The organism is Streptomyces sp. NPDC057010 (assembly GCF_042673805.1).
Lineage (GTDB): Bacteria > Actinomycetota > Actinomycetes > Streptomycetales > Streptomycetaceae > Streptomyces.
The window spans coordinates 46654-59736 of sequence record NZ_JBHUSC010000014.1; the positions used below are offsets into that span (position 1 = coordinate 46654).

Consider the following 13083-nt stretch of genomic DNA (forward strand, 5'->3'; position numbering starts at 1 on the left):
GCGGCACACCCCGGCCAAGAGGCGGCCCACGCACCTGCGGGGGGGCCACCCCCCCGATACCCCACCCCGCGGGGGGGGGGCGGGGCGGGTGCGTCCCGCCCCCGCCGCACAGCCAGGACGGGCCGAAAAGCGCTCCGCGCGCGCCCGGCTTGTCCAACCCGGCCAACCACGGAAGGGTGATCCTTCCGTACAGGCGGAAATCCGGTCCGTCAGCGCTTATACACTGCTCAACACAACGCGTCAGGCCCACAGTGTCGTGCGTCTTCCACGCGGCTACCCCCTCCACCGCCTGCGGCCGTCGGGACGGCCGTCCGCACTGGACTTGTGAGGACCCACGTGAGCTCGAAACCTGTCGTACTCATCGCCGAAGAGCTGTCGCCCGCCACCGTCGAGGCGCTCGGCCCGGACTTCGAGATCCGGCACTGCAACGGCGCCGACCGCGCCGAACTGCTGCCCGCCATCGCCGACGTCGACGCGATCCTCGTCCGCTCGGCCACCAAGGTCGACGCCGAGGCCATCGCCGCCGCCAGGAAGCTGCGGGTCGTCGCCCGCGCCGGCGTCGGTCTGGACAACGTGGACGTCTCCGCCGCCACCAAGGCCGGCGTGATGGTCGTCAACGCCCCGACCTCGAACATCGTGACCGCCGCCGAGCTCGCCTGCGGCCTGCTCGTCGCCACCGCCCGCAACATCCCGCAGGCCAACACCGCCCTCAAGAACGGTGAGTGGAAGCGGAACAAGTACACGGGTGTCGAGCTCAGCGAGAAGACCCTCGGCGTCGTCGGCCTCGGCCGCATCGGCGTCCTGGTCGCGCAGCGCATGTCGGCCTTCGGCATGAAGATCGTCGCCTACGACCCCTACGTACAGCCCGCGCGCGCCGCCCAGATGGGCGTCAAGATGCTGACGCTGGACGAGCTCCTCGAGGTCGCCGACTTCATCACCGTGCACCTGCCCAAGACCCCCGAGACCCTCGGTCTCATCGGGGACGAGGCCCTGCACAAGGTGAAGCCCTCCGTCCGCATCGTCAACGCCGCGCGCGGCGGGATCGTGGACGAGGCCGCGCTGTACTCGGCCATCAAGGAGGGCCGGGTCGCCGGCGCCGGCCTCGACGTGTACGCGAAGGAGCCCTGCACGGACTCCCCGCTCTTCGAGCTGGACCAGGTCGTCTGTACCCCGCACCTCGGCGCGTCCACGGACGAGGCCCAGGAGAAGGCCGGCATCGCCGTCGCCAAGTCGGTGCGCCTCGCGCTCGCCGGTGAGCTCGTACCGGACGCGGTCAACGTCCAGGGCGGCGTCATCGCCGAGGACGTCCGTCCCGGCCTGCCCCTCGCCGAGAAGCTCGGCCGCATCTTCACCGCCCTCGCGGGCGAGGTCGCGGTCCGCCTCGACGTCGAGGTCTGCGGCGAGATCACCCAGCACGACGTCAAGGTGCTCGAACTCTCCGCGCTCAAGGGCGTCTTCGAGGACGTCGTCGACGAGACGGTCTCCTACGTCAACGCGCCGCTGTTCGCGCAGGAGCGCGGCGTCGAAGTGCGCCTGACCACCAGCTCGGAGTCCCCGGACCACCGCAACGTGGTGACCGTGCGCGGCACCCTGTCGGACGGTCAGGAAGTCTCGGTCTCCGGCACCCTCGCGGGCCCGAAGCACCTTCAGAAGATCGTGGGCATCGGCGAGTACGACGTGGACCTGGCGCTGGCCGACTTCATGGTCGTGCTGCGCTACGCCGACCGCCCGGGCGTGGTCGGCGCGGTCGGCCGCATCCTCGGCGAGGCCGGCCTGAACATCGCGGGCATGCAGGTCGCCCGCGCCGAGGCGCACGGCGAGGCCCTCGCGGTCCTCACCGTCGACGCGGAGGTCCCGGCGAACGTCCTCGCGGAGATCTCGGCCGAGATCGGCGCCGTCTCGGCGCGCACGGTCAGCCTCGGCTGATCCGTACCCGTACGACACGGCGAAGGGCCCGGGGGAGACCCCGGGCCCTTTCGCGTTCCGCCTCACGGCCGCACCCGCACCGATCAGTTGTACGTCGGCACCTGCACGCCGGCTCCGGGAGCGTCGGCCTGCGCGGCCGCGGGCGGAGCCGCGGCTTCGACACCCCGCAGCAGCGTCGCGGCGAGCAGCGCCGCCCCGAGCAGCAGCGCCGTACCGCCCCAGGCCGCGTACTGCATTCCGTGGACGAAGGCCTCGCGGGCCATGCCCAGTACCTGCTCACCGGCGGTGCCGCCCAGCTGCCGGGCGGTGGCGACCGCGCCGCCCAGGGTCTCCCGGACGGCGGGCTCGGAGCCCGTCAGGTCGCTGCGGTAGACCGCGGTGCCCAGGCTGCCCAGGACCGCCATGCCGAGCGCGCCGCCGAACTCCTGGCCCGTCTCCAGCAGGGAGGCGGCGGAACCGGCCTTCTCGGCGGGGGCCGAGGCCAGCGCCATGTCCGAGACCAGGGACATCACGGTGACGATGCCCGAGGCCAGCACCCCGGCGCCGGTCAGCAGCAGCCACAGCGAGTCGGTGTCCACGAGGCTGACCAGGGCGAATCCGGCGGCGGCGAGGAGGAACCCGCCGGCGATGACGTAGGCCCGCTCCACCTTCTGGGCGAGGGCGGCGGACACGGGGGCCGCGGCGCCGATGACGACCGAGGGGGCCAGGCTCCACAGGGCGGCTTCCAGGGTGCCCATGCCGAGCACGGACTGGAGGTACTGGGTGGTGAAGTAGGCCGAGCCCATCATGGCGAAGGCGGCGATGGTGTTCAGCCCGATGCCCGCCCCGAATCCGCGCCGGCCGAAGAGGGCGCGGGGGACCATCGCGTCGTCACGGCCGCGCTGGCGGCGGACGAAGACGAAGCCGAAGACCAGGCCGAGGGCGAGCGAGCCGAGGTAGAGGGGCCCGAACCCCTCGGCGGCGATCTCCTTGAGCCCGTAGACGACCGGCAGCACGGCGGCCATGGACAGGGGGACGCTCAGCAGGTCGAAGCGGCCGGGGGCCGGGTCCTTGAACTCGGGGACCAGGACGGGGACGAGGACCAGCAGGAGCAGCATCGCGGGCACGTTGACGAGGAAGACCGAGCCCCACCAGAAGTGGTTCAGCATCAGACCGCTCATCACGGAGCCGAGGGCGATGCCGCCGGTCATGGCGCCCGACCAGATGGCGATGGCCTTGCCGCGCTGCTTGTCGTCCTGGAAGAGGTTCCGTACGAGGGCCAGCGTGGAGGGCATCAGGGTCGCGCCGCCGATGCCGAGCAGGACGCGGGTCGCGATGAGCATCTCGGCGCTGGTGGCGTAGCCGGCGCCGACCGAGGCGATGCCGAAGGCGGTCGCGCCGATCAGCAGCAGCTTGCGGCGGCCGATCCGGTCGCCGAGCGAGCCCATCGTGATCAGCAGGCCGGAGAGGGCGAAGGCGTAGCTGTCGAAGATCCAGAGCTGCTGGGTGGCGCTGGGGTCCAGCTCCCGGGTGATGGCCGGGATGGCGAAGTAGAGGACGGAGACGTCCATCGAGACCAGGAGCAGGGGCAGCACGAGAACGGTGAAAGCGATCCATTCGCGGCGGCCGGCGAGGCGCGCTGTGGCGGCGGGGTTCGTCATGAGAAGCAATGTACAGACGTCATAAACGCTTGTCTAGGACGGATGTGTAGAACTTCCGTCTAGGACAGTCGTCTTGCTACGGTGTGGGGCATGGGACATCGCGAAGATCTGCTCGAAGGCGCCAAGAAGTGCCTGGTCGAGAAGGGGTTCGTGCGCACCACCGCGCGCGACATCGTCAGCGCCTCGGGCACGAACCTGGCGTCCATCGGCTACCACTACGGCTCGAAGGACGCTCTGCTCACCCAGGCCTTCATCGCCCTGATGGAGGAGTGGGGGGAGGTCTTCCAGGACGGCCTGGAGGGTGAGGGCGGCTCGCTGGAACGCTTCCGCGCGCTGTGGGAAGGGGTGTTGGCGCAGCACGAGAAGGCGGGCCCGGTGTGGGCGGCCAGCATGGAGGTGGCCCTGAGCGGGGAGCAGCGGCCGGAGCTGCGGGCCATGCTCGCCGCCTCGCAGGGCGAGGGGCGCCGGGGGCTGATCTCGATGCTGACCGGCACCCCGGAGGACCGGCTCGACGAGCGGGACGTGCGTACGCTCGGCGCGTTTTACCAGGCGCTGCTGAACGGCCTGATGCTCCAGTGGCTGTTCGATCCGGAATCGGCGGCCACCGCCGAGGAGTTCACGGAGGGCATGCGGAGGGCCGCCGCGATGCTGAACCCGGCCGGCGGGGACCCGTCGTAGCCGTCAGCCGTGCAGGCGGGAGGCCTTGAGGGCCATGTGGAGCAGCAGGCGGTCCTCGCCCTCGTCCAGGTCAAGACCGGTCAGCTGCTCCACCCGGGCGAGCCGGTAGTACAGCGTCTGGCGGTGGATGCCCAGGGCCGCCGCCGCGCGGCCGGCCTGGCCGGCGCAGTCCAGGAACACCTCGGCCGTGCGGGCGAGTTCGCGGTGGGCCGGGCCCAGCAGGGCGCGGGCCGCCGGATCGTCCACCGGGTCCGCGGCGAGCGCGGCCAGCAGCCGGTAGGGGCCGATCGCCGACCACTGGGCGACCGGGCCGAGCCGCGGCTGCGCGGCGGCCGCCCGGGCCGCTGCCACGGCCTGCTCCCAGGCACCGGGCAACTCCGCGAGGCCCCGCACGGGATCGGCGACCCCGACGGTCATGGCGCGAACACCCCCCGCGACGCCTGCGCCTCCCGGGGCTCCCGCCGTACCCGCCGTACTCGCGGCGCCCCGGGCTCCTGCCGGCCCGCCAGCTCCCGCGGGACCCTCCGTACTCGCGGCGCCCCGGGCTCCTACCGCTCCCGCGGTGCCCCGGGCTCCTGCCGGCCCCCCGGCTCCCGCCGCTCCCGCGGTGCCCCGGGCTCCTGCCGGCCCCCCGGCTCCCGCCGCTCCCGCGGTGCCCCGGGCTCCCGCCGGCCCGCCGGCTCCCGTCGTACCCGCCGCTCCCGCGGGGTCCCGGGATCCCGGCGGGCCGCCGGTTTCGGCGGTGGACGCAGCGCCCGCCGCGGCGCGTGGGAGGAGGCGGGTCACCGCCGTCAGGGCCGGGGCCAGGGCGTCCGTCGAGCGCAGCCGGAGCAGCACCGCCAGGGCCGAGCCACCGCCCTTGCCGCCCGGCTCCCCGCAGGGGACCACGCACACCGCCGCCGCCCCCGGCACCGAAGCCGGCGGCTCCCCGGACCACGGCGCCACGCACACCGCCGCGTGCAGCCCGTCCCCGCCCGCGCCCAGAGCGACCCGCAGCGCCGCCACCGCCATGTCCTGCTGCCAGCCCCGCGCAGCGGTGAGCACCGCCAGGAACTCCCGCGACAGGTCCGCGCCGGCCTTCGCCTCCTCGGCGAGCAGGATCCCGATCCGTGTCGCCACCTCCATGGCCGCCGCCAGCTCCGCCGCGCCAGGGCCGGGCTCCTGGTCGAGGAGCCATACGTAGCCCTGCACGATGCCCCGGTACCGCACCGGCAGACAGATCCGCCCCCGGAAGACCCCGGCCTCGGGCGCCGCCGGGATGCGGACCGGGCCCGTCGCGCGGGCGATGCCGAAGCCCTCGAACCACGAGCGGACGGCCGCCGTCGACTGGCGGGTCAGGATCGAGCGGGTCCGTACCGGATCCATCGCGGCGTCGTCGTCGCTGTCGTGCGCGCCGAAGGCGATGAGGCGGAAGTCCCGGTTCTCCAGGGTCGCAGGGGCGCCGAGCAGCGCCGAGATCTCGTCCACCAGGTCCTGGTAATCGCCCTTCACCCGGACATTCTCCCACCCCGGGACAGGCTCTTCAGACAGATGTATGAGATCCGGGACACGGATGCGTGACAGCTGTCGATGGCAGAGGATCAAAGCGATCCTTAGGTTTCACGGTGGTTTTACTTGCGGTTTCTACCGCGCTTTCTTCTGCCACCCGTTGGAGGTGCCCGTGCTGGGTCCCGTGATCCTCGCCGCTTCGCGCAGCGACAGGATGCGCCGAATCGTCTCTGCCGCCCCGGTGACCAAGCCCGTGGTGAACCGCTTCATCCCCGGGGAGACGGTCGACCAGGTCATCCCGATCGTCGAGCGGCTCACGCGCTCCGGCCTGGAGGTCACCCTCGACGTCGTCGGCGAGGACATCACCGAGGTGGCGCAGTCGCACGCCGCCCGGGACGCCTACCTCCAGCTCATCGAGCGCCTCGCGGAGCTCGGCCTCGGCGAGACCGTCGAGATGTCCGTGAAGCTGTCGATGTTCGGCCAGGCACTGGAGGGCGGCCACGAGCTGGCCCTCGCCAACGTCCGCCCGGTCGTCGAGGCCGCCGCGGCCATCGGCACCACCGTGACCCTCGACGCCGAGGACCACACCACCCTCGACTCGATGTTCGCCATCCACGAGGAACTGCGCCGCGACTTCCCGCAGACCGGCTGCGTCATCCAGGCCTACCTCTTCCGCACCGAGGTCGACGCCCGCCGGCTGGCCGCCGCCGGCAGCCGCGTCCGCATCGTGAAGGGCGCCTACAAGGAGCCCGCCGAGGTCGCCTACCAGGACAAGTCCGAGATCGACCGGGCGTACGTCCGCATCATGAAGATCCTCATGGAGGGCGAGGGCTACCCGATGATCGGGTCCCACGACCCGCGCCTCATCGCGATCGCACAGGAGCTCGCCCGGACGGCCGGGCGCAAACTGGACGAGTACGAGTTCCAGATGCTGTACGGCATCCGCAGCGAGGAGCACCTGCGACTGGCGGCGGAAGGCCACCGGATGCGTGTGTACACGGCCTACGGGACGGACTGGTACGGCTACTTCATGCGCCGTCTCGCGGAGAAGCCGGCCAACCTGCTCTTCTTCGTCCGCTCGATGATCACCAAGAACTAGCCAAGAGCCAAGAGCCAAGAGCCAAGAACCAGGTCAAGGAGTTACCAGCCCCATGGATGCTGTGACCCAGGTCCCCGCGCCGGTCAACGAGCCGGTCCACTCGTACGCCCCCGGCACCCCGGAGCGCGCACGTCTCGAAACGCAGCTCAAGCAGCTGTCCGAGAACCCGATCGACCTCCCGATGACGATCAACGGCGTCAAGCGGATGGGTGGCGGCGAGCGCTTCGACGTCGTCCAGCCGCACGACCACAAGTCGGTGCTCGGCACCTACGCCAACGCCACCCAGGCCGACGCGCAGGAGGCCATCGACGCCGCCCTCGCCGCCGCCCCGGCCTGGCGCTCGATGTCCTTCGACGACCGCGCCGCGATCATCCTGCGCGCCGCCGAGCTGCTGTCCGGCCCGTGGCGCGAGAAGCTCGCCGCCTCCACCATGCTGGGCCAGTCGAAGACCGCGCAGCAGGCGGAGATCGACACCCCGTGCGAGCTCGTCGACTTCTGGCGCTTCAACGTCCACTTCGCCCGCCAGATCCTGGCCGAGCAGCCCGGCGCGAACTCCGCCGGCGTGTGGAACCGCAGCGACCACCGCCCGCTCGAGGGCTTCGTCTACGCGATCACCCCCTTCAACTTCACGGCCATCGCGGGCAACCTGCCGACCGCCCCCGCCCTGATGGGCAACGTGGTGCTGTGGAAGCCTTCCCCGACGCAGACCCACTCCGCGGTCCTCCTCATGGAGCTCCTGGAGGAGGCCGGCCTGCCCAAGGGCGTGATCAACCTCGTCACCGGCGACGGCATCGCGGTGTCGGAGGTGGCCCTGAACCACCCCGAGCTGGCGGGCATCCACTTCACCGGCTCGACCAAGACCTTCCAGTACCTGTGGAAGACGGTCGGCAACAACATCGAGAAGTACCGCTCCTACCCGCGCCTCGTCGGGGAGACCGGCGGCAAGGACTTCGTCGTCGCGCACCCGTCCGCGGACCGCGCCGTCCTGAAGACCGCGCTGACCCGCGGCTCCTTCGAGTTCCAGGGCCAGAAGTGCTCGGCGTCCTCGCGCGCCTACATCCCGGCCTCCATCTGGAACGACGGCTTCAAGGAGGCCTTCGCGGCCGAGGTCGACGGCATCTCCATGGGTGACGTCCGCGACCTGACCAACTTCATCGGCGCCGTCATCGACGAGCGTTCCTTCGCGAAGAACAAGGCCGCGATCGACCGCGCCAAGTCCGACCCGACCTGCGAGATCGTCGCGGGCGGCACGTACGACGACTCGGAGGGCTACTTCGTCCGCCCGACCGTCATCGTGTGCACCGACCCGGAGAACGAGGTCTTCACGACCGAGTACTTCGGCCCGATCCTGGCGGTCCACGTCTACGAGGACGAGGCCTACGACGCCATGCTGGCCCAGATGGAGTCCGTCTCGGCCTACGCCCTGACCGGCTCGATCATCGCCGGCGACCGCTACGCGGCGGCGGACGCGATGGAGAAGCTCCGCTTCGCGGCGGGCAACTTCTACATCAACGACAAGTCCACCGGCGCCGTGGTCGGCCAGCAGCCCTTCGGCGGCGGCCGCGCCTCGGGCACCAACGACAAGGCCGGCGCGGCGACGAACCTCCAGCGCTGGACCTCGACCCGCTCCATCAAGGAAACCCTGGTCGCCCCGACCGACTACGGCTACCCGCACATGGGCTGACCCCGGCCCGTCCCTGAACCCCGCCCCCGCTCCGGTACCCCCAATTCCGGAGCGGGGGCGGTTCCAGTTCCCGGGGCCGGTCAGACCTCGACGAGGACCTGGTCCAGGGACTTGCGGATCAGGTCGGGGACCTCGCAGTCGTCGGCGGGGTAGCCGATCGGGATCACCGCGAAGGCCTTCTCGTTCTCGGGGCGGTTCAGGGCGTGGGAGAGGAAGCGCATCGGGCTCGGGGTGTGGACCAGGGCCGCCAGACCGGACAGGTGGAGGGCGGACAGGAGCATGCCGACCGCGATGCCGACCGACTCGTCCACGTAGTAGTGCTTGCGCTTCGTGCCGTCCGGGCCGAGCCAGTAGCGCTGCTGGAAGACCACGACGAGGGCCGGCGCGTCCGTGAGGTGCGTCTTCACGGCATCCGTGCCGAGGGGACGCAGGGCCGCGAGCCACTCGTCGCCGAGCCGGCCGTCGTAGGAGAGCGCCTCCTCCCGCTCGGCGGCGGCGCGGATCCGCTGCCGGACCGCCGGGTCCTTGACCAGGACGAAGGTCCACGGCTGCTGGTGCGCCCCGGAGGGGGCGGTCGCGGCGCACGCGACGGCGTCCCGGACCACCTGCTCGGGGACCGGGTCGGAGGAGAAGTGGCGTACGGTCCTCCGCTCGTCCATCCGCGCCCGCAACTCGGCGGAGCGGGCGAGGGATTCCGCGCTCGGCATCCGCTCGGGCCGGTAGGCGGCGGGGCGGTACGGCTGGCCGTGGATCGGCGTCCACTGCTGGGTATCGGGCGACATGCCGTGAGTGTGCTGAGCCGGGCCCGCGGATCGCCAGGAACGTGCCGGTCGATTCGTGGCGGGGAGACACTGGTTCCATGACCGATACGCGGACACGCCTCGCGCACACCTCGCAGTTGGGCCCCGGAACGCTCCAGGAGGTCCGGTCGCTGCTCGATGCCGCGTTCGAGGGGGACTTCTCCGACGACGACTTCGAGCACGGGCTCGGCGGGATGCACGCCCTGGTGTACGGCGGCGGGGAGCTCCTCGCGCACGGGAGCGTGGTCCAGCGGCGGGTGGTCCACCGGGGGCGGGCCCTGCGGACCGGGTACGTCGAGGCCGTGGCGGTACGGGCGGACCGGCGCCGCCGCGGGCTCGGCGGGCTCGTCATGGCGGAGCTGGAGGGGGTCATCGCGCGGGCGTACGTGCTCGGGGCGCTCTCCTCCTCCGACGCCGGGGTCGCGCTCTACGCCGGCCGGGGCTGGTCCGTGTGGCCCGGCCGGATCGGGGCGCTGTCGCCGGACGGGCCCGTGCGTCTCCCCGAGGAGGAGGGGTCGACCTACGTCTGGGCGCCGCCCGGAGGGATCCGGCTGGACCCCGCCGGGCGGCTCGATTTCGACTGGCGCGACGGGGACGTGCTCTAGCTGCCGCTGATGCCGGCCGCGCCCGTCTCGATGTGGCCGGTGTAGCGGCGCGACCAGGTGCCGTCGGAGTCGGCCAGGATCGTGAAGTCGTACCAGCCGGCCGAGTACGCCACCGCGTTGAAGTAGTCCTCGCGCGAGGAGTTCGCCGGGACCGTGTACGTCCACGGGCCGTCCGTGCGGTAGGCGTTGGAGCGGATCGTGAAGGTGACCGGCGCGGCGGAGGTGTTCGTCATCCTGAAGTAGACCGCCGTCTTGCCGGTGCCCGGCTCGACCGCGAAGCGGGCCGCGACCTCGATCGCCTTGCCCGCCTTCGTCGCGTCCCCGATGAAGCGCCGCAGGAAGCGGTTCGGGCCGTACATCGAGATGTCGTACTTGCCGGAGCCGCTGCCCAGCCCGATGTTGAAGTAGTCCGTCGACGTGGCGCCCGGGTCCACCGTGTACTGCCAGGCCGCCGTGTCCCGGTACTGGTGCGGGTGGATCGAGAAGTGCGCCGCCCGCTTCGCCTCCGCGCCCTGGTTGGTCATCGAGAACCAGGCCAGGATCTTGCCGGACGCCCCGAACTCGAAGCGGTCCAGGTTGCCGTTCACCTGGTACGGAAGGGCCCGCGCCGGGCGGGTGCCCGGCTCCTGCGCCGGGAGGGCGTTGTCCTGCGGCACCGGGTTGGGCAGCGGGCCGCAGGTCGACTGCCCGATCACCTTGGCGGTGGGCGGGAGGCCGGCCGGAACCCCGTAGACCGGGTGCGCGAAGTCGAAGACCCCGGTCAGGTCGCCGACGACCTTGCGGCGCCACGCGCTGATGTTCGGGCAGGTGGCCGGGGTGCCCAGGGCGGCGGTCCAGGTTTCCATGAAGCGCAGCACCGAGGTGTGGTCGAAGACCTCGGAGCTCACCCAGCCGCCGCGCGTCCAGGGGGACATGACCAGCATCGGCACGCGGAAGCCGAGGCCGATCGGGGTGCCGTCGATGTACTCGCCGGGGGTGCCGGGCGGGGCGACCGGCGGCGGGACGTGGTCGAAGAAGCCGTCGTTCTCGTCGTAGTTGAGGAAGAGGACGGTCGAGTCGAAGACCTCCGGGTTCGCGGCGAGCGCGCGGTAGACCAGGTCCACGAAGTGCGCGCCGTCGCCCGGCGGGGCGTACGGGTGCTCGGAGAAGGCCTCGTTCGCGACGACCCAGGAGACCTGCGGGAGGGTGCCGGCGACCACGTCGGCGCGGATGGCGGCGGCGATGTCGTCCGGGGTGGAGCCGGTGACCTTCGGGACGGAGGCCATGCCGCGGTCCCACAGCGGGTTGCCGGGCGCCGCGTCCGTGAACTTCTTGAAGTAGGCGAGCCCGTTGTCCCCGTAGTTGTCCTGGGCGTTCTGGTACACCTTCCAGGTCATGCCGGCGCGCTGGAGGGCCTCCGCGTAGGTCTCCCAGGTGAGCCCGGACTCGTCGCCGCCGTCCTTGCTGGAGGCGTCGACCTTGCCGCTCCACAGGAAGGTGCGGTTCGGGCCGGTCGCGCTGAGCGTGGAGCAGAAGTAGGCGTCGCAGATCGTGTAGTTGTCGGCGAGCCCGTAGTGGAAGGGGATGTCGCCGCGGTCGAGGTAGCCGAGGGTGTGGGTCTTGCCGACGGCGGTGACCCAGTTGTCCATCCGGCCCTTGTTCCAGGCGCCGTGCTGGGAGCTCCAGCTGTGCGGGAGGTCGCCGGTGCACTGGGCGAGGGTCTCGCTGTCGGCCCCGCCGGCCGGCGGGGTGGAGGACAGCTTGAACGGGTACTGGCGGGCGCCCCAGTTGTACTGGTTGAAGGTGCCCCAGCCGCCCGGGATGTTGCCGGCGGCGCGGTCGCCGAAGCCGCGGACACCCTTCAGCCTGCCGAAGTAGTGGTCGAAGCTGCGGTTCTCCTGCATCAGGATCACCACGTGCTTCACGTCGGTGATCGTGCCCGTCGCGGCGGCCGCGGCCGCCGTCGTCGGCGCGATCGCGGGCAGGGCGGCGCCTGCCATCAGCCCGGCGCCGATTCCCACGAACCCTCTGCGGCTGATCGGTGTCACTGCCTGCTCGCCTCCAACTCCAGTGCCCCGCTGGCACATCGACGGCAAGAGTGACGGCAGTGGCCGCAAAGGTCTACATCCGTGCGGTAAGAACTCGGTGAACATCCGGCCCGCCGGATTCAGCTGTCGAGACGAACGAGCATCTTGCCCAGATTGTCTCCGCGGAGCATGCCCAGGAAGGCCTCCACCGTGTGATCGATTCCCTGGACAACGGTGGTGTCGGTGCCGATCCGGCCACTGCGCAGATGGGGGACGAGGAAATCCTCCAGCTCGTTCTGAAGATTGGTGTGATTGCGAACCAATACCCCTTCCAGTCGAAGCGACTTGTGCACGACCTCGAAGAGGTTGCGGGGCGCGGCGGGGGAGCGGTCGCCGTGGTACATCGAGATCCCGCCGACCCAGGCGATCCGCCCGTACTCGCGCAGCACGTCGATCGCGCCCTCCAGGTGGTCCCCGCCCACGTTGTCCACGTACACGTCGATGCCGTCGGGGGCGGCTTTCGCGAGCTGCTCGCCGACCGGGCCGTCGTGGTAGTCGAAGGCCGCGTCGAAGCCGAGCACTTCGGTGAGGTGACGGACCTTGGCGGCCGAGCCGGCGCTGCCGATGATCCGGCGGGCGCCGAGCAGCCGGGCGATGTGGCCGGTCGCCGTGCCCACCCCGCCCGCCGCGGCGGAGACGAAGAGGTCCTCGCCCTCGCGCAGGGCCGCGGTCCGGGTCAGGGCGGCGTACGCGGTCAGGCCGGTGCCGCCGAGGATGGAGAGGTACGCCTCCAGCGGGACGTCCAGGTGGTTCCGCAGCGTGCGCGTGCCGTCGACGCCGCGCGTGACCAGGGCGTGCGTACGCCACCCCTGCCGGTGGAAGACGAGGTCGCCCTCGCGCAGCCCCGGATCGCGGGAGGCGAGCACACGGCCCACCGACCGGCCCTCCAGCGGGGCGTGGAGCTCGAAACCGTCCTCGCCGCCGTCCATCATCCCGCGGTGGTACGGGTCCACCGAGAGCAGCAGGTTCTGCACGAGGGCGGTGCCCGGCTCCGGCTCCGGAACGGGGGACTGCGCGATGGTGAACCGGTCGGCGGTGGGGAAGCCGGTGGGGCGGGCGATCTGGTGCACGGCGTAAGCGGTGTTCGTCATGGGGCC

At 71.6% G+C, this 13083-nt stretch carries 10 protein-coding genes; 5 read left to right on the forward strand and 5 right to left on the reverse strand.

Annotated elements, in window-relative coordinates:
- Nucleotides 1-336: 336 nt before the first annotated feature.
- Nucleotides 337-1926 carry a phosphoglycerate dehydrogenase gene (serA, locus tag ACFTXQ_RS15635; RefSeq protein WP_382640854.1) on the forward strand — a complete coding sequence of 530 codons (1590 nt, stop codon included), beginning with the start codon at nucleotides 337-339 and terminating at the stop codon, nucleotides 1924-1926.
- A gap of 83 nt (nucleotides 1927-2009) precedes the next feature.
- On the opposite strand, the gene ACFTXQ_RS15640 is transcribed toward serA, so the two are convergent.
- Nucleotides 2010-3566: an MFS transporter gene (locus ACFTXQ_RS15640; protein WP_382640857.1), complete on the reverse strand. Its 1557-nt coding sequence runs from the start codon at nucleotides 3564-3566 to the stop codon at nucleotides 2010-2012.
- Nucleotides 3567-3656: 90 nt separating this feature from the next.
- Between ACFTXQ_RS15640 and ACFTXQ_RS15645 the strand changes: the two genes are divergently transcribed.
- On the forward strand, nucleotides 3657-4244 hold the full coding sequence (locus ACFTXQ_RS15645; protein ID WP_382640860.1) for a TetR/AcrR family transcriptional regulator: 588 nt from the start codon (nucleotides 3657-3659) through the stop codon (nucleotides 4242-4244).
- Nucleotides 4245-4247: 3 nt separating this feature from the next.
- On the opposite strand, the gene ACFTXQ_RS15650 is transcribed toward ACFTXQ_RS15645, so the two are convergent.
- Complete coding sequence (locus tag ACFTXQ_RS15650) at nucleotides 4248-5735, reverse strand: PucR family transcriptional regulator (RefSeq protein WP_382640863.1); 1488 nt, start codon at nucleotides 5733-5735, stop codon at nucleotides 4248-4250.
- A 169-nt stretch (nucleotides 5736-5904) separates the two neighbouring features.
- Between ACFTXQ_RS15650 and ACFTXQ_RS15655 the strand changes: the two genes are divergently transcribed.
- Both ACFTXQ_RS15655 and pruA read left to right on the forward strand, forming a co-directional pair.
- Entirely contained in the window at nucleotides 5905-6831 is a 927-nt protein-coding gene (locus ACFTXQ_RS15655; protein WP_382640866.1) for a proline dehydrogenase family protein, read from the forward strand.
- 52 nt (nucleotides 6832-6883) lie between these two features.
- Nucleotides 6884-8515, forward strand: coding sequence for an L-glutamate gamma-semialdehyde dehydrogenase (pruA, locus tag ACFTXQ_RS15660; RefSeq protein ID WP_382640868.1), 1632 nt, complete (start codon nucleotides 6884-6886; stop codon nucleotides 8513-8515).
- An 80-nt stretch (nucleotides 8516-8595) separates the two neighbouring features.
- On the opposite strand, the gene ACFTXQ_RS15665 is transcribed toward pruA, so the two are convergent.
- Nucleotides 8596-9297 carry a nitroreductase family protein gene (locus ACFTXQ_RS15665; protein WP_382640871.1) on the reverse strand — a complete coding sequence of 234 codons (702 nt, stop codon included), beginning with the start codon at nucleotides 9295-9297 and terminating at the stop codon, nucleotides 8596-8598.
- 77 nt (nucleotides 9298-9374) lie between these two features.
- On the opposite strand from ACFTXQ_RS15665, the gene ACFTXQ_RS15670 reads away from it, so the two are divergent.
- Nucleotides 9375-9920: a GNAT family N-acetyltransferase gene (locus ACFTXQ_RS15670; protein WP_382640874.1), complete on the forward strand. Its 546-nt coding sequence runs from the start codon at nucleotides 9375-9377 to the stop codon at nucleotides 9918-9920.
- Here the strand turns inward: ACFTXQ_RS15670 and ACFTXQ_RS15675 are convergent.
- A complete protein-coding gene (locus ACFTXQ_RS15675; RefSeq protein WP_382640877.1) occupies nucleotides 9917-11947 on the reverse strand; it encodes a phosphocholine-specific phospholipase C in 2031 nt (676 codons plus the stop codon). The two genes, ACFTXQ_RS15670 and ACFTXQ_RS15675, sit on opposite strands and share 4 nt — an antisense overlap.
- Before the next feature lie 119 nt (nucleotides 11948-12066).
- Nucleotides 12067-13077, reverse strand: coding sequence for an NADP-dependent oxidoreductase (locus tag ACFTXQ_RS15680; protein ID WP_382640879.1), 1011 nt, complete (start codon nucleotides 13075-13077; stop codon nucleotides 12067-12069).
- Nucleotides 13078-13083 lie beyond the last annotated feature (6 nt).

Coding starts and splice junctions, on each gene's coding strand:
- pruA (WP_382640868.1), top strand. CDS start 6,884: ATGGATGCTGTGACCCAGGTCCCCGCGCCGGTCAACGAGCCGGTCCAC.
- ACFTXQ_RS15670 (WP_382640874.1), top strand. CDS start 9,375: ATGACCGATACGCGGACACGCCTCGCGCACACCTCGCAGTTGGGCCCC.
- ACFTXQ_RS15645 (WP_382640860.1), top strand. CDS start 3,657: ATGGGACATCGCGAAGATCTGCTCGAAGGCGCCAAGAAGTGCCTGGTC.
- ACFTXQ_RS15640 (WP_382640857.1), bottom strand. CDS start 3,566: ATGACGAACCCCGCCGCCACAGCGCGCCTCGCCGGCCGCCGCGAATGG.
- ACFTXQ_RS15665 (WP_382640871.1), bottom strand. CDS start 9,297: ATGTCGCCCGATACCCAGCAGTGGACGCCGATCCACGGCCAGCCGTAC.
- ACFTXQ_RS15680 (WP_382640879.1), bottom strand. CDS start 13,077: ATGACGAACACCGCTTACGCCGTGCACCAGATCGCCCGCCCCACCGGC.